The 23,498-nt window shown below is 56.7% G+C and carries 23 protein-coding genes; 16 read left to right on the top strand and 7 right to left on the bottom strand.

Features of this window, described 5'->3' with window-relative positions; all coding sequences use genetic code 11:
* The first annotated feature begins 296 nt into the window (after positions 1–296).
* Entirely contained in the window at positions 297–1,841 is a 1,545-nt protein-coding gene (locus GOW93_RS01580; RefSeq protein WP_170381312.1) for a trimethylamine methyltransferase family protein, read from the top strand.
* Here GOW93_RS01580 and GOW93_RS01575 read toward each other — a convergent pair.
* The gene (locus GOW93_RS01575; protein WP_170381311.1) at positions 1,834–2,142 is read right to left on the bottom strand and encodes a DUF6477 family protein; all 309 of its coding nucleotides are present in this window, start codon (positions 2,140–2,142) and stop codon (positions 1,834–1,836) included. The two genes, GOW93_RS01580 and GOW93_RS01575, sit on opposite strands and share 8 nt — an antisense overlap.
* A gap of 241 nt (positions 2,143–2,383) precedes the next feature.
* Between GOW93_RS01575 and GOW93_RS01570 the strand changes: the two genes are divergently transcribed.
* Positions 2,384–3,493 carry a DUF6456 domain-containing protein gene (locus tag GOW93_RS01570; protein ID WP_170381310.1) on the top strand — a complete coding sequence of 370 codons (1,110 nt, stop codon included), beginning with the start codon at positions 2,384–2,386 and terminating at the stop codon, positions 3,491–3,493.
* A gap of 44 nt (positions 3,494–3,537) precedes the next feature.
* Positions 3,538–4,461 (top strand): hydrogen peroxide-inducible genes activator, encoded by a 924-nt coding sequence (locus GOW93_RS01565; RefSeq protein ID WP_170381309.1) that lies wholly within the window; start codon positions 3,538–3,540, stop codon positions 4,459–4,461.
* Positions 4,462–4,515: 54 nt separating this feature from the next.
* Here GOW93_RS01565 and GOW93_RS01560 read toward each other — a convergent pair whose 3' ends face one another.
* Complete coding sequence (locus GOW93_RS01560; protein WP_170381308.1) at positions 4,516–5,064, bottom strand: peroxiredoxin; 549 nt, start codon at positions 5,062–5,064, stop codon at positions 4,516–4,518.
* A gap of 263 nt (positions 5,065–5,327) precedes the next feature.
* Here GOW93_RS01560 and lipA point away from each other — a divergent pair, with 263 nt between their 5' ends.
* Both lipA and GOW93_RS01550 read left to right on the top strand, forming a co-directional pair.
* Positions 5,328–6,278 carry a lipoyl synthase gene (lipA, locus tag GOW93_RS01555; RefSeq protein WP_170381307.1) on the top strand — a complete coding sequence of 317 codons (951 nt, stop codon included), beginning with the start codon at positions 5,328–5,330 and terminating at the stop codon, positions 6,276–6,278.
* Positions 6,275–7,417 (top strand): amidohydrolase, encoded by a 1,143-nt coding sequence (locus GOW93_RS01550; RefSeq protein WP_170381306.1) that lies wholly within the window; start codon positions 6,275–6,277, stop codon positions 7,415–7,417. Before lipA ends, GOW93_RS01550 begins: the two co-directional genes overlap by 4 nt.
* Before the next feature lie 4 nt (positions 7,418–7,421).
* Here GOW93_RS01550 and GOW93_RS01545 read toward each other — a convergent pair whose 3' ends face one another.
* Both GOW93_RS01545 and hpt read right to left on the bottom strand, forming a co-directional pair.
* Positions 7,422–7,838: a hypothetical protein gene (locus GOW93_RS01545; RefSeq protein WP_170381305.1), complete on the bottom strand. Its 417-nt coding sequence runs from the start codon at positions 7,836–7,838 to the stop codon at positions 7,422–7,424.
* Between the two features lie 108 nt (positions 7,839–7,946).
* Positions 7,947–8,489, bottom strand: coding sequence for a hypoxanthine phosphoribosyltransferase (gene hpt / locus GOW93_RS01540; protein WP_170381304.1), 543 nt, complete (start codon positions 8,487–8,489; stop codon positions 7,947–7,949).
* 72 nt (positions 8,490–8,561) lie between these two features.
* Here hpt and GOW93_RS01535 point away from each other — a divergent pair, with 72 nt between their 5' ends.
* Both GOW93_RS01535 and GOW93_RS01530 read left to right on the top strand, forming a co-directional pair.
* The gene (locus GOW93_RS01535) at positions 8,562–9,008 is read left to right on the top strand and encodes a type II toxin-antitoxin system RatA family toxin (RefSeq protein ID WP_170381303.1); all 447 of its coding nucleotides are present in this window, start codon (positions 8,562–8,564) and stop codon (positions 9,006–9,008) included.
* Positions 9,009–9,045: 37 nt separating this feature from the next.
* A complete protein-coding gene (locus tag GOW93_RS01530; RefSeq protein WP_170381302.1) occupies positions 9,046–10,341 on the top strand; it encodes an MmgE/PrpD family protein in 1,296 nt (431 codons plus the stop codon).
* On the opposite strand, the gene pyrC is transcribed toward GOW93_RS01530, so the two are convergent.
* Complete coding sequence (gene pyrC, locus GOW93_RS01525) at positions 10,338–11,375, bottom strand: dihydroorotase (protein WP_170381301.1); 1,038 nt, start codon at positions 11,373–11,375, stop codon at positions 10,338–10,340. The two genes, GOW93_RS01530 and pyrC, sit on opposite strands and share 4 nt — an antisense overlap.
* 136 nt (positions 11,376–11,511) lie before the next feature.
* Here pyrC and GOW93_RS01520 point away from each other — a divergent pair, with 136 nt between their 5' ends.
* On the top strand, positions 11,512–12,420 hold the full coding sequence (locus tag GOW93_RS01520) for an AAA family ATPase (protein WP_170381300.1): 909 nt from the start codon (positions 11,512–11,514) through the stop codon (positions 12,418–12,420).
* Positions 12,420–13,676 (top strand): vWA domain-containing protein, encoded by a 1,257-nt coding sequence (locus tag GOW93_RS01515; RefSeq protein ID WP_170381299.1) that lies wholly within the window; start codon positions 12,420–12,422, stop codon positions 13,674–13,676. Before GOW93_RS01520 ends, GOW93_RS01515 begins: the two co-directional genes overlap by 1 nt.
* A 3-nt stretch (positions 13,677–13,679) precedes the next feature.
* On the opposite strand, the gene GOW93_RS01510 is transcribed toward GOW93_RS01515, so the two are convergent.
* Positions 13,680–14,180, bottom strand: a complete 501-nt coding sequence (locus GOW93_RS01510) for a hypothetical protein (RefSeq protein WP_170381298.1) — start codon at positions 14,178–14,180, stop codon at positions 13,680–13,682.
* 233 nt (positions 14,181–14,413) lie between these two features.
* Between GOW93_RS01510 and GOW93_RS01505 the strand changes: the two genes are divergently transcribed.
* The 5 genes from GOW93_RS01505 (at position 14,414) to GOW93_RS01485 (ending at position 20,328) form a co-directional block, all read left to right on the top strand.
* Positions 14,414–15,382: an XdhC family protein gene (locus GOW93_RS01505; RefSeq protein WP_170381297.1), complete on the top strand. Its 969-nt coding sequence runs from the start codon at positions 14,414–14,416 to the stop codon at positions 15,380–15,382.
* Positions 15,379–16,377, top strand: a complete 999-nt coding sequence (locus tag GOW93_RS01500) for a molybdopterin-binding protein (protein ID WP_170381296.1) — start codon at positions 15,379–15,381, stop codon at positions 16,375–16,377. Before GOW93_RS01505 ends, GOW93_RS01500 begins: the two co-directional genes overlap by 4 nt.
* Positions 16,378–16,514: 137 nt before the next feature.
* Positions 16,515–17,000 carry a (2Fe-2S)-binding protein gene (locus tag GOW93_RS01495; protein ID WP_170381295.1) on the top strand — a complete coding sequence of 162 codons (486 nt, stop codon included), beginning with the start codon at positions 16,515–16,517 and terminating at the stop codon, positions 16,998–17,000.
* An 80-nt stretch (positions 17,001–17,080) separates the two neighbouring features.
* On the top strand, positions 17,081–19,441 hold the full coding sequence (locus tag GOW93_RS01490) for a xanthine dehydrogenase family protein molybdopterin-binding subunit (protein WP_170381294.1): 2,361 nt from the start codon (positions 17,081–17,083) through the stop codon (positions 19,439–19,441).
* Positions 19,442–19,536: 95 nt separating this feature from the next.
* A complete protein-coding gene (locus tag GOW93_RS01485) occupies positions 19,537–20,328 on the top strand; it encodes an FAD binding domain-containing protein (protein WP_170381293.1) in 792 nt (263 codons plus the stop codon).
* 43 nt (positions 20,329–20,371) lie between these two features.
* Here GOW93_RS01485 and GOW93_RS01480 read toward each other — a convergent pair whose 3' ends face one another.
* Positions 20,372–21,217 (bottom strand): MurR/RpiR family transcriptional regulator, encoded by an 846-nt coding sequence (locus GOW93_RS01480; RefSeq protein WP_254443429.1) that lies wholly within the window; start codon positions 21,215–21,217, stop codon positions 20,372–20,374.
* A 142-nt stretch (positions 21,218–21,359) separates the two neighbouring features.
* On the opposite strand from GOW93_RS01480, the gene GOW93_RS01475 reads away from it, so the two are divergent.
* Together GOW93_RS01475 and GOW93_RS01470 are read left to right on the top strand one after the other, a co-directional pair.
* Positions 21,360–22,127 (top strand): 3-keto-5-aminohexanoate cleavage protein, encoded by a 768-nt coding sequence (locus GOW93_RS01475; protein WP_170381291.1) that lies wholly within the window; start codon positions 21,360–21,362, stop codon positions 22,125–22,127.
* Complete coding sequence (locus GOW93_RS01470; RefSeq protein WP_170381290.1) at positions 22,124–23,440, top strand: aspartate aminotransferase family protein; 1,317 nt, start codon at positions 22,124–22,126, stop codon at positions 23,438–23,440. Before GOW93_RS01475 ends, GOW93_RS01470 begins: the two co-directional genes overlap by 4 nt.
* The last annotated feature ends 58 nt before the right edge of the window (positions 23,441–23,498 follow it).

The raw sequence follows: 23,498 nt of genomic DNA, 5'->3' as shown, positions 1-23,498 counted from the left end.
AGTTTGCCAGCTCATCGAATCCGATTTCTTACTGGAGAAAAATGCACCTCGAAACAGGTTTGCGACAGCACCGCTTTCTGTCGCACCCAAGGGTTCATTTTCAGCCGAGGGGAAAGTTGATTTTTGCGATTCCGGTACAACGCGCCTATCATGAACATGAGGAACTAGGGGCTAAAACAAGATCGAAAGGTCGATCATGTCGCTTTTACCCCTATAGCGCCGTAATCCACGTTTGGTGTGACTTGCGGTTCCGGTAACACGATTTGCAACGTGAACATGACTAACGGGATTATCTCATGGCAGAGGCAAACACCCGACGCAGAGCCAGAGGCGGCGGTGGTGCCGCCCGTAGGGCCGAGCGCACCGCAGTTCGTATCGAAACTGCAAAATATATCGAACGGAACATTCCAAATTTCGAGGTCCTCAACGAAGAAGCGTTAGAGATCATCGAAACCAATGCGGAAACCATTCTGGCGGAGGTTGGCGTCAATTTCGTCGACAATCCGGGCGCGCTACAGCGCTGGAAGGACGCCGGTGCCGATGTCGATGGTGAACGTGTTCGCATCCCCCGCGGTTTGGCGCGAGAGCTTATCAAAACCGCCCCCAGCGAATTCACACAACACGCGCGCAACCCCGAGAAATCGGTTGTCATCGGTGGCCGCAATTTGGTGCTTGCACCGGTCTATGGTCCTCCGTTCGTACGCGACGCGCAGGGTGGTCGTCGCTATGCGACCATGGACGATTTCAATAAGTTCGTGAAACTGGCCTATATGTCCAAGTGGCTGCACCACTCGGGCGGGACCGTGTGCGAACCTACCGATGTGCCAGTTAACAAGCGCCACCTGGACATGCTGATGGCGCACATGACCCTGTCGGACAAGCCGTTCATGGGTTCGGTTACTGACCCCAGCCGCGCACAAGATTCGGTTGAAATGTGTGAGATTCTGTTCGGCAAAGAGTTCGTGCAGGAAAACACGGTCATGACCTCGCTGACCAACATCAACTCGCCGATGACGTTTGACGACGTGATGATGGGCTCGCTTGAAGTCTATGCCGCGAACAATCAGGCCTGCATCATTTCGCCCTTTATCGTGGGCGGTGCGATGGCTCCGGTTTCGGTGGCGGGGACGCTGACGCAGGTTCTGGCCGAGGTTCTGGCCGGTGTGGCTTACAGCCAGATCATCCGTCCGGGTGCGCCTGCGATATTTGGTGCTTTTGTGTCATCGATCGACATGAACTCGGGCGCGCCGACATTTGGCACCCCCGAGGCGTCGATGGTCACCTATGGTGCGGGTCAGCTGGCGCGGCGTCTGAACCTGCCGTTCCGTTCGGCCGGATCGTTCTGTGGGTCGAAACTGCCCGACGCACAAGCGGCTTACGAAACAGCAAACTCGTTGAATATGGGCCTAATGTCGGGCGTGAACTTCATGCTGCACTCCTGCGGTTGGCTTGAAGGCGGTCTGGTTGCGGATTTCGAGAAGTTCGTCATGGATGCCGATCAACTGGGCGTGCTGCATGGTCTGGCCAAAGGCGTGGCTTATGACGAGAACGCGCAGGCGATGGATGCGATCCGCGAGGTCGGACCGGGCGGCCACTATCTGGGTTGTGCCCATACGCAGGCGAACTTCAAGGACGCGTTCTGGAAGTCTGAAATGCTGGACTACAAACCGTTCGAAACCTGGGAAGATGAAGGCGGGCGTGACACGCGCCAACTGGCATCTGCCCGAGTCGAGCATCTTCTGGCCAACTACCAGCAACCACAACTCGACCCGGCGATCACCGCCGCGCTCAATGAGTACATTGAGAAAAAGAAAGCATCCATGCCGGATGCATTCAGCTAATCACTGAATATTGCGAGGCGCGACTGGCCTGAAACAGTTGCGCCTCGCCCAGTAGCGCGATCAACACGTCAAGATGCCGGACCAAAGAATAGGCCGCATCTTCTTCCATTCGCTGTGAGTTAAATTCTCTTTCCATTTCCATCAGTCGCATCAGTGCGGCGCCTGTGCCGGGCAATGATCCATAACCGAGGATGCGTTGCAGATGCCGGTCTCGGTCATAGTCTTGCGCCCCTAGTTTCGCGGCCCGTGCCAACAGGCGAGGGCGGCGTAGAGTTGTGATCAAGGTCATTAAATCCTGCATTCCGGCGGTCCTTCGTAACAGTGAATGTCCCTGAATGTGTCGCACAACCTAGGCGGGTGTTGCCTTGATCTGGGTCGCCCCGAACTATGGCTTCATGAGTGTTTATATTTTTGAATCAAATCTGGTTCTTGTCTCTGCGGGTTAACGAACGAGTAACGAAAGCGACTCTAGTTAGAATTGGTTAACAAACTCATCGGGGGCGATTGGGAACAGATTGTTTTGTCGACGAGGTCAAGAAACTATGGAAAATAACATGGCTTTCACTATTCCGGCTTGGGTGCCAGAGGGGGCTCAAAGATACCTTGCCCACACCGAAACCGGCCAATCGATCCGCGACATCGCGCGATCTGCTGGGTGCCATGCTTCGACCATTCTCAGACAAATCCGTCGGATCGAAACTCGGCGGGATGATCCGTTGGTAGACGCAGCTCTGCAATCGCTGGCCAAGACGCATTTCGCCGAGCCGTCGGCTCATGTGAATAACACGTTTGGTACGACACCTGAGGAAACCGCCGAAGCCAAAGATGAAGAGTTCAACCGCGAGGCCCTTCGGATTCTGCGTCGCTTGTGCGAAACGGGCTCGGTGCTTGCAGTCGCTGAAGAGATGGACAAGGCGGTCGTCGTGCGAGACTCTGGAGGTGGCGGCGCGACAAGGACTGCGGTGGTGGACTGCGCTATTGCTCAGGCGCTGGCTCTGAAAGATTGGATTTCTTGCGATAACCCGGGACGTATTTCGCGGTATCGCATTTCTTCGACGGGTCGGACAGCGCTTAGTCAATTGGTTGCCGATGCAGAAAACAAAGCCCGCGCCCGAAATGAGTTTGGAATGGCCGATGCGCAGACACCGTTTCAGGCCAAGGTGGTACCGGGGCAGGGGGGGGCAAACAAGAATGACCGCCCAAAACGCATGCGCTACAGCGCGGCGGAAAGCCCGTTGATCGCTCTCGCTCGCAGGAGGGATAGGGACGGAAAGCCTTTTCTGGATGAAAAGCTGGTGGCGGCTGGCGAACGTCTGCGAGAAGATTTCGAATTGGCGCAGATTGGGCCTCAGGTCACGCAGAATTGGGATCACTTTCTGACTGCAGGCGGGCGCGGCAGTTTTGGCAGCGAAGCCCATGGCGGGCGCGGTTCTTCCGATGCGCGTGATCGTGTCGCCCTTGCCTTGTCAGACCTCGGTCCAGGGCTGAGTGATGTTGCTCTGCGCTGTTGTTGCTACCTTGAAGGGCTTGAATTGGCGGAAAAACGAATGGGTTGGTCCGCGCGTTCGGGCAAGATCGTGCTACGGATCGCGCTGCAAAGACTCAAGCGGCATTATGAGAGCCAGTCAGAGCGCAACCGAATGATCGGGTGATATGTTTTGGTTGCGCTGGTGGCGCCAAGTGATAATCACGGGTTATGCATTTCACCCTTAGACAGTTGCAATACTTGCGGGCAGTCGCCGAACAGAGAAATTTCGGCCGCGCGGCGCAAGTTTGCAATGTTTCTCAACCCGCCTTGTCAGTGCAGATAAAGACGCTTGAGGAGAGCTTGGGAGGCCCGCTGTTCGAACGTCAGGCGCGTGATATCCTTCTAACGCCGCTGGGGCGTGATGTGTTGGACCATGCGCGTCAGGTTCTGGGGGCTGCCGAACGGCTTGACCAGTTCGCAAAGGATCGTTCAGGTGGGCACCGTTCGCTATCCATCGGGATCATTCCGACCATTGCACCATATTTGCTTCCCGGCGTGTTGGCGGGGCTACGGTCTTCTGACGTGTCGCTGCGAGTGCAAATTCGCGAGGCCCGGACCGAGCGTCTATTGACCATGCTGCGAGCAGGAGAGATCGACGCCGGTGTCATGGCCCTGCCAGCCGGTGGACGCGAACTCTTCGAACTGCCGTTGTTTCAGGATCACTTTCTATTGGCTGGCAGCACAGCTCGCCTAGAGACCATGGCGACAAATCCCGAGGCATTGCGGCCTCTGGATTTGCAGACCGCTCAGTTGATGTTGTTGGATGATGGCCATTGCCTGACTGATCAGGCCCTTGAGGTTTGCGGTCAGGATCGCAGTAGTGGTTTGATCAATATGGGTGCATCATCTTTGGCAACCTTGTCCCGACTGGTCGCCGAAGGGTTTGGTTTGACCCTGATGCCGGAACTGGCCGCACGCGCCGAATCCGAGGCGGTTCCCGGCTTGAAACTGTTGCGTTTCACCGTACCCCAACCGGCACGGACGGTTGGTTTGGTGCGCCGTGCATCTACCGGTGGCGAGGATTGGTTTGATGGTCTGGCCGAGGTCATCCGACAAGTCGGTGAAGAAATCGTTTCCGAAACCAGAGCCTGAAAAACGAAAAGACCCGCGAGAATGCGGGTCTTTTATATGCAATTGCACGTAAACTTATGCCAGCGCTGGCTCTTTTGCTTCGTCCAGATGCTTTTTCAGATTTTCCGGGGAGGACACGCCATAGGGGTCCTCGGGGCAGTTGTCCATCAGGCCCGGTTCTTCGAACCAAGCTTCGACCACGCCATCGTTGACGACGGTCGCATAACGCCACGAACGCATGCCAAAGCCCAGGTTGTCCTTGTCGACCAGCATGCCCATCTTGCGGGTGAATTCACCAGATCCATCCGGGATAACCTTGACGTTTTCCAGACCCTGATCCAGCGCCCACTTGTTCATGACAAAGCTGTCGTTCACCGACATGCAGTAGATCTCATCGATGCCTTTTTCCTTAAACTCGCCATAGCCTTTTTCAAAGCCAGGAAGCTGGTAGGTCGAGCAGGTCGGGGTGAACGCGCCGGGCAGAGAGAACAGGATTACGCGTTTGCCGGCAAAGTAATCTGCGGTGGTCTTGTCTTCCCAGCGGAACGGGTTGGGGCCTTCAACAGCCTCATCACGGACACGGGTGTGAAAGGTTACGTCAGGCAGTTTGGTACCGGATTTCATATTCATATTCCTGTGATTCATTTGTGAACTGTTTGCGATTTAAAACAGTTCTAAATTGGCTTCAACGTAATTTCTGCTGCGGTCGCGAATAAGATTTAAGGTTATTGAACATGCTATTGTTTAAAGGCTTTCTAGCTTTTAGGGGGCCTTTTTTCTGCACTTGCGCGGTGCGCTGTTATAGCAGGTATGCATGGGTGGTGTAGCTAAGTGTGGCGAATTATATTATGCCCAAGGAAATTGACCCCAAGTCAGGAAAGCCAGCTGTGCGTGATCTGAAGATCCCCGAACAACGTCATCCCGAAAAGGCGCATCGTCAAGACAATGCGCAGCCGAAAAAGCCAAAGTGGATCCGCGTTAAGGCGCCCGGCGGTAAGGGGTATGCAGACACGCACAAGATCATGCGCGAGAACAATCTGGTCACTGTTTGCGAAGAGGCTGGGTGCCCCAATGTAGGCGAGTGCTGGAGCCAAGGCCACGCTACCATGATGATCATGGGTGAAATCTGTACCCGTGGCTGTACCTTCTGTAATATCGCGACAGGCCGTCCGGATGATCTGGACGCGTTCGAGCCCGGGCGTGTGGCGCACGCGGTGCAGAAACTGGGCCTTAACCATGTGGTTATCACGTCGGTTGACCGGGATGATCTGACGGACGGCGGCGCCGAGCATTTTGCGCAAACCATTCGTGCTGTTCGTCACCGCTCGCCCAAGACGACGATCGAAATTCTGACGCCGGACTTCCTGAAATGTGATCCTTCGGTTCTGGAAGTTGTGGTCGAGGCGAAACCGGACGTGTTCAACCACAACCTTGAAACCGTCCCCGGTCTGTATCCCGAAGTGCGCCCCGGTGCGCGCTATTTCCACTCGCTGCGGCTATTGCAGCGGGTCAAGGAAATGGACCCCTCGATCTTTACTAAATCGGGCATCATGGTCGGCTTGGGGGAAGATGAGCAGCAGGTCCGGCAAGTCATGGACGACATGCGCGCTGCCGATATCGATTTCCTGACCATCGGCCAGTATCTGCAACCGACGCCGAAACACCATGGGGTTGACCGATTTGTCACGCCCGAGGAATTCGCATCGTATGAAAAAGCTGCCTATGGCAAGGGCTTCCTGATGGTATCCGCGACACCGCTGACCCGGTCGTCCTATCATGCGGGTGACGACTTTGCCCGTCTGCGTGATGCCCGCCAGAAAAAGTTGGAACAAGGGTGACGCCTGACACAATCGCGCGGCTGACTCGTCTGCGTCACGCGCTTCATCAAGCCCCCGAACTTTCAGGGCAAGAGGAGCAAACGGCTGCTCGAATAGCAGACGAGCTGCGTGCTCGGGGTGCTGATACGGTGCTGACGGGAATTGGCGGTCACGGGGTGGCCGGGGTGTTTGACAGTGGACAGGTCGGGCCAACAGTCGCCATTCGGTGCGAGTTGGACGGATTGCCGATTCAAGAACAATCCGACGCCGAATATGTGTCGCGCATTCCGGGCAAAGGTCACCTGTGTGGTCACGACGGTCATATGGTAATGGTTTTGGGCGTAGCGGATTATCTGAGGGGCAACCGCCCGAAAAAGGGCCGTGTCGTCTTGATATTCCAACCGGCGGAAGAAACCGGACAGGGCGCAATCGCCTATCGGGTTGACCCCCAGTTTGCGAAAATTGCACCAGACTATGCGTTTTCTCTGCATAACCTTCCGGGGCTTGCACTGGGGGAAGTCGAGTTGTGTGAAGGCCCCGCAAATTGTGCCTCACGTGGGATGAGGATTGTTCTGACGGGCAAAACCTCGCACGCGTCGGCACCGCAAGATGGGGTGTCACCGGCTGCGGCATTGGCGTCTCTTATGCCGCAATTGGCAGGACTGGGTCAGGGCGGATTTTTGGACGCCGATTTTGCGCTGACCACTGTCACGCATGCCAACCTTGGTGAGCCGACTTTTGGCGTCGCGCCGGGTGAGGCCGAGCTTTGGGTGACGCTACGCACTGTCGCGGATGAACGGATGCAGAGCCTGATCGTGGAAGCCGAGGCGCTGGTTGACAAGACCGCGACTGATCACGGGCTAGGCTGTGAAATCAGCTATGAAGATGTTTTCGAAGCCTGCGTGAACGAGCCTGAAGCAGTCGATATCCTGAACCAATCTTGCGCCAAAACCGGCGTGTCCTGCACCTTGACGGCCAGCCCACAGAAGTTTTCCGAAGATTTCGGGCAGTTTGGGAAAGACGCAAAGGCGGCGATGTTTTGGCTGGGGGCAGGGACAGCCCACCCCCAATTGCACAATCCGGATTATGATTTTCCAGATGAACTCATCCCGGTGGGAACTGCCGTGTTTGTGGCATCGCTTCGATCTTTGCTGTGGTGAAAGATCAATTTACAAGGTCGCCGACAATTCCGACCGCATCAATGACGGTTTTCGTGTCATCCGAAATCGAAAGAATTTCATCATCTACACGGATATAGCGTTGACCTTTGGGTAGAGGTTTGAGCTTCCATCCGTCCAGATCATCAAGGTAGTCGAAATCCAAATCGTCGGGCAATTTCTTGCCTCGCGTATATCTCTTAATCTGCCCGGGCGGAACAGCGACGCCGTTATTGGACTTTATCGGCTTCTCGATTTTGCCTTTGTCTGCTCCTTTACCTTTGCCTTTATTGTCTTTCGCGTCGGCAAACCCGCCAAGCAGGACCACCGCGCTGGCGGCCAGAATACCTATAGGCAACAACTTCATGTGCATTAACCTCCTAAGATTTTTGAAGGTTAATCTGGGGTCTGGCCAGTTGTCCATTGATATTCCGGTTTGGGAATTTGATTGGTGTTGTTACGGAATCCGAGCTCATTTGTTCTTGCGTAGAACAAAAACGAGTTTTTGTTAAAAATTTGGGGCTGGGTCTTCTCAGTCTTCGGTAAAGCGGACTTTGCCAATGAACGGCAAATTGCGGTTTCGCTGAGCGTAATCGATTCCATAGCCCACCACGAACTCGTCAGGGATATCAAAACCTATCCAGTCGGACCGGAAATCCACCTCGCGCCGGCTGGGTTTGTCAAGAAGGGCGATAGACTTCAGGCGCGCGGGTTTGCGGCTTTCCAGCAGTTTGGTCACGTGGTTCAGCGTGTGGCCTGTGTCGACAATATCTTCGACGACCAACACATCGCGCCCTTCAATTGCACCGCGCAAGTCTTTGAGAATGCGAACTTCCCGGCTGCTCTCCATCGAGTCTCCGTATGAAGAAGCCTCAAGGAAGTCCACCTCGATCGGCAGGTCCAGCTCACGCACCAGATCGGCGATAAAGACGAAACTGCCGCGCAGCAGGCCGACCACAACCAGCTTATCGGTATCAGAAAACTCTGTGCTGATTTCACGACACAGTTCTTCGATCCGAGCAGCGATAGCCTTGGCCGAGATCATCTCGTCGATTACATATGCACGGTCACTCATCGCTGCCCCCTTGATCTTTGGCGCGCAACATACGACATGACGCGCCATTGTCACCTGCTAATACCGGACGCTATGCCTACTCATTCGGAAACTCGCCCTCTGCCTTATACGGCTCAGCAGATGTATGACCTGATTGCGGATGTGGCGAAATACCCCGAGTTTCTGCCCTGGTGCGCCGCCTCCCGTATCCGCCGGACCTATGCCGCAGGCGAGGCGCAGGTGATGGAGGCGGATCTGATCATCTCGTTCAAGGTGTTCCGTGAACGGTTCGGCAGCCGGGTGACATTGTTCCCCGATCAAATGAAGATCGACACAGAATATCTGGACGGCCCGTTCAAGTACATGAAGTCCGATTGGCATTTTGAAGACACGCCCGACGGCGGATGTAACGTGTCTTTCCATGTGGATTTCGAATTCAAGAACGCCATCCTGCAGGGTATCATCGGGGTAGTGTTCAACGAAGCGATGCACCGGATCGTGCAGGCGTTCGAAGCCCGTGCCGAGGATTTGTACGGCTAGGTCTTTACCCGTGAAATCCGGGCGATAGACTGCGCCCATGAGCGATTTTTCCACATCTCTGGCTGGGTTTTCCGCAGGCCCCATTGAAACAACGCTGCAGACGCGAGTCGTCACCTCACTGTCTGTGCTCGACTGGCTCGCTGTTGGGCGCGCCGGACAAGATGAGCCGGTATCGACGGTCGTTCGCGATCTCGTGCTAGGCGAAGAAGGTGCCGCGCAAGCACGTCTGTTTGGCGGCGGCGCGGTGCCAATGCGTGGGGCGGCATTGGTCAACGGGACTGTGTCGCACGCGTTGGATTATGATGACACGCATTTTGCCCATATTGGTCATCCTTCGGTTGCAGTCCTACCTGCCGCTTTGGCGCTGAGCGAATGGGATGATCGTATCCTGGTCGATTTCCTTGAGGCCGCGCTGGTGGGTATGGAGGTATCCATACGCGTCGGTTTGTGGCTGGGGCGCGATCACTATCAAGCAGGGTTTCACCAGACTGCGACGGCTGGCGCGTTTGGCGCCGCTGTAGCTGCGGGGCGCCTTTTGGAATTCGACGCGGATCAAATGCACAGTGTCTTGGGGCTTACGGCGACACGCGCGGCGGGGTTAAAAGCGCAGTTCGGAACGATGGGCAAGCCGTATAACGCGGGGCTGGCGGCGGCGGTCGGAGTGGAAGCCGCTTTGTTAATTTCAAAAGGGTTCGAACCAAACTCGGGTGCGCTTGAAGGCCCATTTGGATTTGGCGCGACCCATAAAGGTGAGGCTAACGCGGAAGCAGCGCTAGAGGGTTTGGGCGATGAATGGTTGTTCGAAAGCGTAAGCCACAAGTTTCATGCATGCTGTCATGGTCTGCATGCAGCGCTTGAGGCCGCGCGCGATCTGGACATTGCCGAACCCGAAGTGGCTGAGATCAAGATCAAGACCCATCCTCGTTGGATGAGCGTTTGTAACCAGATGAATCCGACAACGGGGCTGGGGGCGAAATTCTCATATCGGACCGTCATCGCCATGCAGGCGCTTGGATATGACACGGCATTGCCGGGAAGTTATAGCGAAAAGAACTGTGCGGATTCGCGTCTGATGTCCCTTCGGGACCGTATCTCGGTTGAGGCTGACGACACGCTTACGGAAACGCAGGCGCATCTGACTTTGTTGCGCCGGGATGGTGCGCGGCGAGAGGCAAAACATGACCTGCTGGCGCCGATGTCCTTGTCTGAACGGGAAGACCGCGTACGCGGTAAGGCTGCCAAGCTGATTGGAAACGATGAGGCGGACGCGATCTGGTCGATGCTACGCACCGGCGGTCGCGCCCGCGATCTGGCAAAGAGGCTGGCGGGCTAAACCACGCGCCAGTGCAGAGGGAAACCTGGCTCGAACACCGTTACCGGGCCGTCTTCGGTTTCGATCTTGCTTGGATATTCGACGGGGTCACCTTTGGTCAGGGTGATCGTGCTTTCGTTCACCGGCAGGCCGTAAAAGGCAGGGCCGTTCAGTGAGACAAAGCCTTCCAACTTGTCCAATGCGCCCTCACGCTCGAACATCTCGGCAACCAGAGACATGGTGTTCGTTGCAGTGAAGCATCCAGCACAACCGCAGGCCATTTCCTTATTGGCATCGGTGTGCGGCGCACTGTCGGTACCCAGGAAATACCGCTTATCGCCCGACGTTGCAGCGGCCAGCAGTGCCAGACGGTGCTCTTCGCGCTTTGCGACAGGCAGACAATAGTAATGCGGTTTGATTCCACCGACCAGAATGTGGTTGCGGTTGATGATCAGGTGGTGCGCTGTAATGGTCGCGCCCAGATCGGTTTCGTTAGATTTGACATACTCAACGCCGTCTTTGGTGGTGATGTGCTCCATCACCACGCGCAGGCCGGGGGTGGCCTTGCGGATCGGGTCCAGAACCCGGTCGATGAACACGGCCTCGCGGTCAAAGATGTCAATCTCGGCATCTGTGACCTCTCCATGAACGCACAAAGGCAGTCCGATCTCGGCCATCTTTTCCAGCACCGAACGAACATTGTTAAAGTCCTGCACGCCCGAAGCCGAGTTTGTTGTTGCGCCTGCCGGATACAGTTTGACCGCTTTGATCAGACCGCTGGCGTGTGCGGCGGCCACGTCCTCGGCGTCGGTGTCTTCGGTTAGATAGAGCGTCATCAGCGGCTCGAACGTCATGTCGTCGGGCAGGGCGGCCATTATGCGGTCGCGATAGGCGGCGGCCTGATCGCCGCGTACGACGGGCGGAACGAGGTTCGGCATGATGATCGCACGGCCAAAATGGCGTGCGGTTTCGGGCAGGACGGCCTGCAACATCGCGCCATCGCGCAGGTGCAGGTGCCAGTCGTCGGGGCGGCGGATCGTGATGCTATCGGTCATGGCGCATCCGCTAGCACAGCAGTGACCCGCGCGAAAGCCCTTGTCAGCGGTCCGGATCGGTCCAAGTCCCCGACAGACAGTAGTCTTGACGCCCGCGCGTTGCCGTGACCTGTTGTGGCGAGGGAGAGATGAGAACATGAAACAGCCGGATACCATTGACGCAGTTCAAGAAATGCTGGGTGCGCAGGGCTATGTCTGCGGACGAGCGCTGGCTACAGTCGTGTTTCTGTCCTTGAAGCTGGGCCGCCCTTTGTTTCTGGAAGGTGAGGCTGGTGTTGGCAAAACCGAGATCGCCAAGGCGCTGGCCGCAGGGCTGAACCGGCGGCTGATCCGGTTGCAGTGCTACGAGGGATTGGATGCATCGTCGGCCGTGTACGAATGGAACTTTCCGGCGCAGATGGTAGCGATCCGTACGGCGGAGGCTGCAGGTGGTGCCGATCGGGGCGCGTTGCAGAATGAATTGTTCTCGGATGAATATTTGATCGAGCGGCCACTGCTGCAGGCCATGCGCCCGGACGAAAACGGCGCTCCGGTCCTGTTGATTGATGAGCTGGATCGCACGGATGAGCCGTTCGAGGCATTCCTGCTCGAAGCGCTGAGCGACTTTCAGGTTACGATCCCTGAGTTGGGCACTGTCAAAGCGCCTGAATCACCCATTGTGATAGTGACGTCGAACCGCACGCGAGAAGTGCACGACGCGCTGAAACGTCGTTGCCTGTATCACTGGGTCGACTACCCGGATTTCGACCGTGAGATCGATATTCTGCACGCTCGCGCACCCGAGGCTGCTGAGGCGCTCAGTCGCGAAGTGGTTGCTTTTGTACAGCGTTTGCGCACTGAGGATCTGTTCAAGAAACCTGGTGTGGCCGAAACCATTGACTGGGCTAAATGCCTGCTGGCCTTGGACGTGATCAACCTCAGCCCCGAGGTGATCGGCGATACGCTGGGTGCGATTCTGAAATATCAGGACGATATTCAGAAACTTCAGGGGTCTGAGGCAAAGCGAATATTGGATCAGGCTAAAGCCGATTTGGAACCGGTCTGATGGCAGAACAGCTTCCTCTCGCTGTTCCCGACGACCCAAAACTGGCGCAAAACATCACGCATTTTGCACGAGCTTTGCGCAAGGCTGGATTACCAATTGGAACAGGCCGCGTTGTTGACGCAATCCGAGCTGTGCAAGCCGCAGGGTTCACTGAAAAGAGGGACTTCTACTGGGCGTTGCACGCCTGTTTCGTTAGCCGCCCCGAGCATCGAACGGTGTTCGCACAGGTCTTTCGCATGTATTGGCGGGACCCGCGTTACATGGAACACATGATGTCCATGATGCTGCCTGCAATCCGCGGCGTACAGGAGGACCGCAAGGCCGACGCGGCTGAAAAGCGCGCGGCCGAGGCATTGTTGCACGGGGTAGAGCGCGATCAGCCTGAATCGTCAGATTCCGAAGAAGAGACCTTGCTTGAGATTGATGCCTCGCAAACCGCATCGACCGAGGAACGGCTACGTAGTCTGGATTTCGAACAGATGAGTACGGCCGAAATTTCGCAGGCCAAGCGTATGCTGGCGCGATTGACATTGCCTGTTAAACCTATCGGTTCCCGGCGTGGGCAGGCCAGTCATTTGGGGTATCGGATTGACCGCGCCCGAACCTTGCGCGCGGCGATGCGACAGGGGGGTGAACTGCGTGACATCGCCCGTCTCAAGCCCAAACCGCGCTGGCCCAACCTTGTGGTGCTCTGCGATATTTCAGGATCAATGAGCCAATACAGTCGGATCGTCCTGCATTTCCTGCATACAGTCTCGAATGCCAAGGGGGCGGGGTGGGCCAAGGTGCATGCGTTCACCTTTGGAACGCGACTGACCAATATCACCCGACACCTGCAACAGCGCGACGTGGACGCCGCACTCGCCGCTGCAGGGGCCGAGGCGCAGGATTGGGAGGGGGGAACCCGGATCGGAGAGTGTCTACATGCCTTCAACCGCGACTGGTCACGCCGGGTTATGGGGCAGGGGGCGGTGGTTCTGCTGATCTCGGACGGTCTGGATCGGGGCGACCCCGAGGCGTTGGGGAAAGAGATAGAGCGCCTGCATCTGTCGGCACGTCGTCTTATCTGGCTCAATCCATTGTTGCGCTGGGACGGTTTCGCGCCCAAGGCGCAGGGCGTGGCCGCGATGCTGCCACATGTGGACAGTTTTCGCGCAGGGCACTCGATCGCGTCGTTAGAGGATTTGGCCGCTGTCATCTCAAAGCCCGAAGACGTGGGAGAGAAAGCGCGGTTGATGACCGCGCTTTCGGGCTGAGCCTTAACCCAGCTGTTCTTCGTTGCACTTGCGCGCCATTTCCATGGCCTTGTAAGTACCCGTCAGATCGACTGTGAAGCCAAACTCCTTCTCGGGGAATACGACCATTACTTTCTGCTTGGCGATATCGTCCGCGAATTGAGGATCATCTGACAGAACATATCCGCCGGAATACCCCTTTGTGATGTTGCCCTTCATACCAGTGGCTTCGCCGACATAGATGTTTTCGCCCAACAGAATCGCAACACCTTCTTTCTCACCGCGTTTAATGTTGGTTTCCCCCTTGGTGAAAACACCGACATAGCCCACGCCGCGATCTTCGGTCAGCCCCATTTGAACAACGTTTTCAGCGTCATCCACGGCTTCGATCAGGCAGGATTTTTTGTCTTGATCAATGAAGACCTTCCACCCCTCCACTTCGCCGTAACGCAGAAACGTATCGGCACTTACCGCAGTCGAGGTCAGTAGACCCATTGCCAGTCCGAATGTAAAAATGCGTTTCAAGTCTCTGACTCCCTTGTGTAAAAACAATATGCGCATTCTGGAATGCACCAGTTGCGCGTGTAGGCTAAATCCACGCCCCATGACAATCAATCCTTTGCACAAAGCGCGAAAATCCCGGCCAAATGGCGCTGAAATTACCAGTTTGTCCGCCGACCCATATACTTGAGAACCCAGGTTCCTTTTCATCGCGCCAAACCTGCTTATGTTGGGTCAGAACACATTCGGAGAGTTCCATGGACAGATTCGATAACAGCCCTGAGACGGCGCTGCGTTGGTATAACGATGGTAAGCCGACGGCATTGGCCACTGTTGTCGAAACCTGGGGTAGTGCTCCGCGTCGCGTCGGCGCTCAGCTGGTGATTGGCGGGGACGGTCGCATCGAAGGCTCCGTCTCGGGTGGCTGTGTCGAAGGCGCGGTGGTGGTCGAGGCCCTTGAGGCGATAGACGAAGGCGAGGCGCGGCTATTGGAATTTGGTGTCAGTGATGACGACGCTTTTGCCGTTGGGCTGGCCTGTGGCGGAACCATCCGCGTTTTGGTGGAGCCGGTGGGCAAGGTGCTGCACGAACCGATGTTACGCGAACTGGTCGACCGACGCGCGCGGCGTGAGTCTGTCGCCTATGAAGTAAACATCGAAACCGGCCACCGCGCCTTGCGTCGGAACGCATATCCGGATCGCCTGAGAATGGACCGTTCCGGATTCGAAGAAGACGGTCAGACGTTTGTGGCGGTTCATAACCCTCCGTTGCGATTGATTGTCGTGGGGGCGGTGCATATTGCGCAGGCGCTGGTGCCGATGGCACGGATTGCTGGGTACGACCCTGCCATTGTTGACCCACGTGATGCTTTCGCCTCGAGCGCGCGTTTTCCCGGTGAAACGATTCTGACGGATTGGCCTGATGAAGCAGTGGCCAAGCTTGGATTGGACGCGCGAACGGCGATGGTGCTGTTGACGCACGACCCCAAGCTGGACGATCCAGCGCTAAAATCTGCGTTGAAGGCAGGTGTGTTCTACATTGGGGCATTGGGATCCAAGCGAACCCATGCCAAACGGGTGGCGCGAATGAAAGAGGCGGGTTTCACCGACGCGCAGATTGCACGTATCCACGGCCCGGTTGGGTTGGATATTGGCGCTGCGGATCCGTCGGAAATAGCCGTGTCAATACTTGCTCAGATGACTGCCGTCTTGCGAGGCAAAGCGTGAAGTTCGGCTCCGTTCCTGTTGATCAGGCCGCCGGGGCCATTCTGGCCCATTCCGTACAGGCAGCAGGCACGAAACTGCGCAAAGGCATTGTTCTTACGACTGAACATCAGGAACAGTTGGTTTCCGCCGGATACAGTTCCGTCACGGTTGCCCGGTTGGAGCCCGGTGATTGCCATGAAGACAAAGCTGCCGGGATGTTGGCCGATGCTTTGGTATCTGATGCCGCTGCCGCGAACCTGCGGGTAACACAGCCCTTTACCGGTCGTGTGAATCTGCTTGCAGATGGGCCGGGTATTGCGGTTCTGGACATAGCCGCGCTTGAGGCGTTCAATCTGGTCAACCCGATGATTACCGTCGCCACCGTCCCACAGTATCAACAGATGAGTGCCGGGGGTATGGTCGCGACGATAAAGGTCATTTCCTATGCGGTTCCGGGTGGCGATGTTCTTGCAGCGTCGCGCGTTGCGCAAAACGCCATTCGCCTTGCGACGCCAGCTTACAGAAGCGCCGGGTTGGTCGTGACTGACATTCCTGGCGGTCCATCAAACGAGAAGGGCATCGCCGCGATCCGTGGCCGTGTCGAGGCACTGGGAATGGAGATGAACGACGTGCGTATCGTGCCGCACCGGACAGATGCGCTTGCGATTGCGCTTTTGGAAACGCAAGGCGATTTGGTGATGATCCTGACCGGCTCAGCCACGTCGGATGTGATGGACATAGCGCCCGAGGCAGTGCGCGCCGCAGGCGGCCATGTGGATCGTTTTGGCATGCCGGTTGATCCAGGCAACCTTTTGTTTCTGGGCGTGCTCGGCCCGCGACCGGTGATTGGGCTACCGGGATGCGCGCGATCTCCGGCTTTGAATGGGGCCGACTGGGTTCTGTCTCGTGTCGCCTGTGGGATCGAAACGACAGGTGCTGACATTGCAGCGATGGGCGTTGGCGGACTGCTTAAAGAGATCCCGACGCGGCCCCAGCCACGGGCGTCACGGCGATAATTTGCCTTTCGGAGTCAACGAAATACTTATGGTAGTTAACCAAGCGGCCATAAAGGCAAGTCGCTAAATATTTTTGTTCTCAAACAAAAATTCCCGTGTTTAACTCGGGCCAGGGAGTTTCATTTTGGGAGGAGCCAATGACACAGGTCTCAATGACCGTGAACGGAAAATCCGTGAGCGGTGATGTCGAGGGCCGGACCTTGCTGTCCAGTTTTCTGCGCGACAATCTGCACCTGACCGGTACTCATGTGGGATGCGACACAGCGCAATGCGGCGCGTGTGTGGTTCATGTGAATGGCGAGGCGGTCAAATCCTGCAACATGCTGGCGCTTGAAGCGGACGGGGCCGATGTGGGCACCATCGAGGGGCAGGCTAACGACGATGGGTCGTTGAACGTGATCCAGCAGGCTTTTCAGGATCACCATGGCCTGCAGTGCGGGTTTTGCACACCGGGTATGGTGATGAGCGCGGCGGCGCTGCTTAAGGAAAATCCGCGCCCGACCGAGGCCGAAATTCGCAAGTACCTCGAAGGCAACCTGTGTCGTTGCACCGGCTACCACAACATCGTCAAGGCGATCATGGCCGCATCCGGTCAGGACGTCAGCAGCATCGCTGCCGAATGATGCCACTGCGGGCGTCGGAGGAGATGCCCGTGGGATGACACAGGGTGCATAAGCACCCGTTTATGGGAGGAGAACAAGCAATGCCCAAAGACAGTGGCATCGGAGCCAGTTCCAAGCGGCGCGAGGACGTCCGCTTTCTGACCGGAGCGGGCAATTATACTGACGACATCAACGTACATGGCCAGGCCTATGTGCATTTTCTGCGGTCCGACATCGCTCATGGCCGTATCAAATCCGTAGATACCTCAGCCGCCGAAGGCATGCCCGGTGTGGTTAAGGTGTTCACCGGCAAGGATTTCGAAGGCGTGGGCGGTATACCCTGCGGCTGGGAAGTGACCGACAAGCACGGCGCGCCGATGCAGGAACCGCCTCACCCCATTCTGGCGCAGGGAAAAGTGCGTCATGTGGGCGATCCTATCGCGGCTGTTGTGGCGGATAGCTTGGAACAGGCCCGTGATGCGGCGGAAACGATCGATGTAGATATCGAGGAACTGCCCGCTGTTCTCGACATGAAGGCTGCAGCGCAGGATGGCGCGACACTGGTCCATGACGATCTGAAAAACAACATCTGCTATGACTGGCAATTGGGTGAGGCGGATGATGCCAAGGTCAATGAGGTCTTTGCCAATGCGGCGCATGTGACCACTCTGGATCTGGTAAATAACCGACTGGTTGCCAATCCAATGGAACCGCGTGTGGCGGTGGCCGAATACGCGCGCGGGACCGAGGAGTATACTCTCTACACCACGTCGCAAAACCCTCACGTGATCCGACTGCTTATGTGTGCCTTCGTGCTGGGGCTGCCGGAACACAAGGTCCGCGTTGTTGCTCCGGACGTGGGCGGCGGATTTGGCACCAAGATTTTCCACTACGCGGAAGAGGCATTCTGTACTTTTGCCGCCAAGGCATGTGGACGTCCGGTCAAGTGGACCGCGAGCCGGTCCGAGGCGTTCATGTCGGACGCACAGGGCAGAGATCACGTCAGCACCATTGAACTGGCATTGGACGCGGACAACAACTTTGTCGGTCTGCGTACCAATACATACGCCAACTTGGGTGCTTATCTTTCCACGTTCTCCAGTTCAGTGCCGACATGGCTGCACGGCACGCTGATGGCGGGCAATTACAAGACGCCGGTCATTCAGGTGAACGTGAAGGCGATGTTCACCAACACGGTGCCGGTGGATGCCTATCGCGGCGCCGGTCGCCCCGAGGCGACGTTCCAATTGGAGCGTGTCGTGGATAAGGCCGCGCGTGAATTGGGTGTCGATCCAATTGCGCTACGCCGCCAGAATTTCATCACTGAATTCCCGTACGATACGCCTGTCGCGCTGACTTATGACACAGGCAACTACAACGGTACGATGGATAAGCTGGAGGCTGCGGCTGATCTGGCAGGTTTTGCCGCGCGCCGTGCTGAAAGTGAGGCCAAGGGCAAGCTGCGTGGTCTGGGCATCAACTGCTATATCGAGGCTTGCGGTATTGCGCCCTCGAACATTGTTGGCATGTTGGGGGCTCGCGCGGGTTTGTATGATGCGGCGACGGTGCGGGTGAACGCCACCGGTTCGATCAGCGTCATGGTGGGGGCGCATAGCCACGGGCAAGGGCACGAGACCGCCTTCCCGCAGGTTGTGGCCGACATGATCGGCATTGACGAGTCGATGGTTGAGATCGTGCATGGCGATACATCCAAGATCCCGTTTGGCATGGGCACCTATGGCTCGCGATCGCTGGCCGTCTGCGGATCGGCAATGGTCAAGGCGACCGAAAAGGTCATCGAAAAAGCCAAGCGGATCGCAGCGCATTTGTTGGAAGCGTCCGAGGCAGATATTGAGCTGAAGGATGGTCAATTCAGCGTGGCTGGCACCGACAAGTCGGTGGCTTGGGGGGATGTGACCCTAACGGCTTATGTCCCGCACAACTATCCGTTGGAGGTCGAGCCCGGTCTGGAAGAGACAGCGTTCTATGATCCGGCGAACTTCACTTTCCCGGCAGGCGCCTACGCCTGTGAGGTCGAAGTTGATCCGGAAACCGGTCAAGTCAGCATCGAAAAGTTCACGGCAGCGGATGACTTTGGCAACATCGTCAATCCTATGATCGTGGATGGTCAGGTGCATGGTGGCATCGGTCAGGGCATTGGTCAGGCACTTTTGGAGAACTGTGCCTATGACGAGAACGGCCAGCTGCTGAGTGCGTCCTTCATGGATTATGCGATGCCGCGCGCCGACGATGTGCCGTTTTATGAGGTGGATCATTCCAGCCAGACACCCTGTACGCACAACCCGCTAGGCGTAAAGGGTTGTGGTGAGGCCGGGGCGATCGGCTCGCCGCCTGCGGTGGTGAACGCTGTGCTGGATGCGCTGAACTCGGGCGGCAAGGCTGTGGATCACATCGATATGCCGGTGAGCCCGTCGCGTGTCTGGACGGCGATGAACAGTTAAGTGGTTGGGGTACGAGGGGCCAGCCCCTCGCGCTCCCCGGAGTATTTCCAAAAAGATGAAGGGCCAAGGAGCGCCTTTCGGAAAGGAAAAGCGAAATGTACAATTTCGAGTTTGAAAAACCCTCTACCATTGCTGACGCGGTCGCCGCTTTGGGAGATGAGGATGCGCAGGCTTTAGGGGGTGGGCAGACCCTGATCCCGACTTTGAAGCAACGGTTGGCGGCGCCTTCGGTGTTGGTCTCTCTGAGTGGGATTGCCGAGATGAAGGGGGTTTGTGTCGACGATGATGGTTCGGTGTCGATTGGTGGGGCAACAACCCACGCCACCGTGGCGAACGAGGCTGCAAGCAGCTATCCGGCATTGGCGGCGCTAGCTGGTCAGATCGGTGATCCGGCGGTGCGCAACCGGGGAACTATTGGCGGCTCGATTGCCAACAATGATCCTGCGGCGTGCTATCCGGCAGGGGCACTTGGTTCGGGAGCGACGATCATAACCAACACGCGTCAGATTGCGGCGGATGATTTTTTCGACGGGATGTTCTCGACCGCGTTGGATGAGGGCGAGATTATTACCACGGTCCGGTTCCCGGTGCCTCAAGCCGCCAGCTATCAGAAGTTCCTGCAGCCAGCATCGCGTTTTGCTCTGGTTGGCGTGTATCTGGCGCGGTTTGCAGATGGGGTTCGAGTGGCCGTGACCGGGGCTGGTGAAGACGGTGTGTTCCGCTGGACCGAGGCCGAAGAGGCTTTGAACAAAGAGTTCCGGGCAGACGCCCTGATGGATCTGCGTATTAACCCGGCCAACATGATTGCTGATTTGCATGGCAGTAAAGAATACCGTGCCCATCTTGTTGGCGTCATGACAAAGCGGGCTGTTGAAGCCTGTCTGTGATTTGTATTCTGTTATTAAAGCCCCGGTCGTGCGTCGGGGCTTTTTATTTTCGGCGCAGCCTTGGTGGTTTGGACGGTTGCCAGTAGGCACCAGTGTCCTCACGTGCCTTTTGATAGGCGTCGATCCGCTGTCGGGCAGTGTCACCCCCGGCGTCGAAAAGATGACCCAGCAGACATTCCAGAACGGCCATGGCCCCGGTAAAGCAGGAAAACGAGTGTAATGCCCGAGTGCTGACCTTAAATGCGACGTCAGGCTCGACCCCAGGTGCGATCACGTCACTGTCTGAGATCAGAATAAGGCGCAGACCTTTTTGTTTCGCGAACCGCATTGATTGGATGGTGTCCGCTGAATAGGGGTGAACGGTGATGACGAGAAGACAATCCCGTTGATCGGCGTCAAGCAGATCGTCGGTGGCGGAGCCGATATGGCGCGGTATTAATTGGATACCTGGATGCGCCATGCGTCCGGTGTAAGAAAAGTAATAGGCCAACGCATAGCTGGCACGCGTCGCCGTAACGAAGCATCTACGCGACTCGGTCATATATGCGACAGCGTTGCGTACTTTATCGGGTTTCATCAGACGCAGTGATCGGGCGACCACGTTTTGCTCGTTCTGAGCCAGTCTTGCCTGGGTATTGCTGAAGGCATCTTCGCGCTGCAGCGTGGTTAGCCAATCCTGCCCCAATACGCTTTCCCGGTCTGTGACCAGCGCGTCACGAAAGGGGCTTCGGAGGGAGTCGAAGCTGTCGAAACCCATGCGTTGTGCTAGCCGAACCAGAACATTCGAACTAACCCCGATTTTTTCAGCGCTGGTGCGGATCGGGTTCAGTCCAAAATCACCAGGATGGTCGATGATATACTTGGCCGCAGCTTGCAGGGCAGACGGCATCTGGCCAATATCTTGGCGCAGTCGATCGAGGAGTTGGTTGGGCGTAGCGTCCATAGATCAAAAAAAACAAATGTTATGGAAAAGGCAACTAAAAAACATAGCGAAATGGATTAGGTGAGGCCGGGAGCTCAGAGGTATCTTAATGTCCGACATGCGATCCAAAATTAGACCTTATATTCTTGTCGCTCCGACTGGTGCACGGCGCGGGCCGGTGGATCACCCGAATTTGCCGGTGTCCACTGATCAGATTGTGGAAGCCGCGAAAGCCAGCTTTGATGCAGGGGCGAATGGGCTGCATTTGCATGTTCGGGATTCGAATGGGTTGCATTCGTTGGACGACGGTCTCTATCTTGAGACAATGGCCGAGCTTCGGGCGGCTGTACCCGAGATGGACATTCAGATCACGACCGAAGCCGCCGGTACTTTCGATGTGCCTGCCCAGTTTGCATGTCTGGAACGGGTGCGCCCTGAGTGGGCGTCGATTTCTGTGCGCGAGATTGCGCGAGCACCGGAATGGGCGGAGCGGGTGTACGGCCTGTGTGCTGAACAGGATACGCGTGTGCAGCATATTCTGTATGATTCCGAAGATGCCGCATTGTTGGCGCAGTGGCAGAAGGCTGGGACCGTACGAGTTGGGCAGTCAGAACGTATTTTCGTATTGGGACGGTATACTGCGGGCCAGCAGTCTGCACCGCAGGATTTGGACCATTTTCCCAAAACCAAATCGCCTTGGATGGTCTGTGCTTTTGGTGCTCAGGAACATGCCTGTCTGACATACGCTGCTCGGCAAGGCGGAAATGTTCGCGTCGGGTTCGAAAATAGTCTGACCGATGAAGACGGGAACCTTTGGAAAAACAATGCCGCGTCGGTTTCGGCGCTTGTTGCCACGCTGGAAAGGGCAGTCAAATGAGTCACGTATTTCCTCGCCACACGAAATCCGAATTGCCGGTCGCGGCAGGTGGAGACGGGTGTTATCTAATCGACGCGCAGGGTAATCGTTATTTGGATTGTGGCGATGCGGCGGTGTCGTGTCTGGGTCATTCCAACCACGCAGTCATCCAGGCCGTGCAGGAACAGGTCGAACAGATTGCTTTCGCGCATACCGGTTTCATGACCTCGAAACCGGCCGAAGCCTTGGCGGACCTGCTGATCGAACATGCGCCGGGGGATATTGATCGGGTGTATTTCGTCTCGGGCGGGTCCGAGGCGACCGAGGCGGCGATCAAGCTGGCGCGGCAGTACTTTCTGGAGATCGGTCAACCTGACCGGCGGCACGTGATTGCGCGGCGACAGAGTTACCATGGCAATACCCTTGGGGCGTTGTCTGCGGGTGGAAATGCGTGGCGGCGCGCGCAGTTCGCGCCGATGCTGATCGACATGACTCATATCGCAGCTTGCTATGAATATGCTGAAAAACCCGAAGGTGAGAGCAGCTTTGACTACGGTCAGCGGGTCGCTAATGAGTTGGAGGCTGAAATCCTACGACTGGGTCCTGACACTGTGATGGCGTTCATGGCTGAACCGGTTGTTGGTGCTACACTGGGTGCAGTGCCTGCTGTTGATGGGTATTTTAAGCGCGTTCGTGAAATCTGTGATCGATACGGCGTGCTGTTGATCTTGGATGAAGTGATGTGCGGCATGGGCCGAACCGGACATCTGTTTGCCTGTGACCACGATGGGGTGGATCCAGATATTCTGTGTATCGCCAAAGGGTTGGGGGCGGGTTATCAGCCGATCGGTGCGATGATGTGCACAGGTCAGATATATGACGCCATCCGCGATGGGTCCGGATTCTTTCAACACGGTCACACTTATATCGGGCACCCGGTGGCGACGGCGGCGGCTTTGGCGGTCGTACGTGAATTGACCGACCGCGAGCTACCGGCGCGGGCGGCTGTCATGGGTGAAAGACTGCAATCCTCGCTTGAAGCTGCACTGGGGCAGCACCCGAATGTCGGTGATATTCGGGGTCGAGGGTTGTTCCGGGGTATTGAGCTTGTTGCGGATCGGAATACGAAAACGCCGTTTGACCCTGCACTTGGGGTGGCTGGAAAGATCAAAAAGGCCGCTCTGGCTGAGGGGCTGATTTGTTATCCGATGTCAGGCACCCGAGATGGGAGAAAGGGAGACCACGTTCTGCTGGCGCCGCCGTTCATCATTGAAGACGCGCAGATTGACGAACTGGTTGGGAAACTGAGCAGGGCCATTCCTGCGGTGATCTGACAACGCAGAGCGCAAAATTAAAAGCCTCCTCAAAATTGAGGAGGCTTTCTTGGTCTGA

It is taken from the genome of Ruegeria atlantica (assembly GCF_013032455.1).
Lineage (GTDB): Bacteria > Pseudomonadota > Alphaproteobacteria > Rhodobacterales > Rhodobacteraceae > Ruegeria > Ruegeria atlantica_B.
This window is presented reverse-complemented; position numbering and strand designations above follow the sequence as displayed.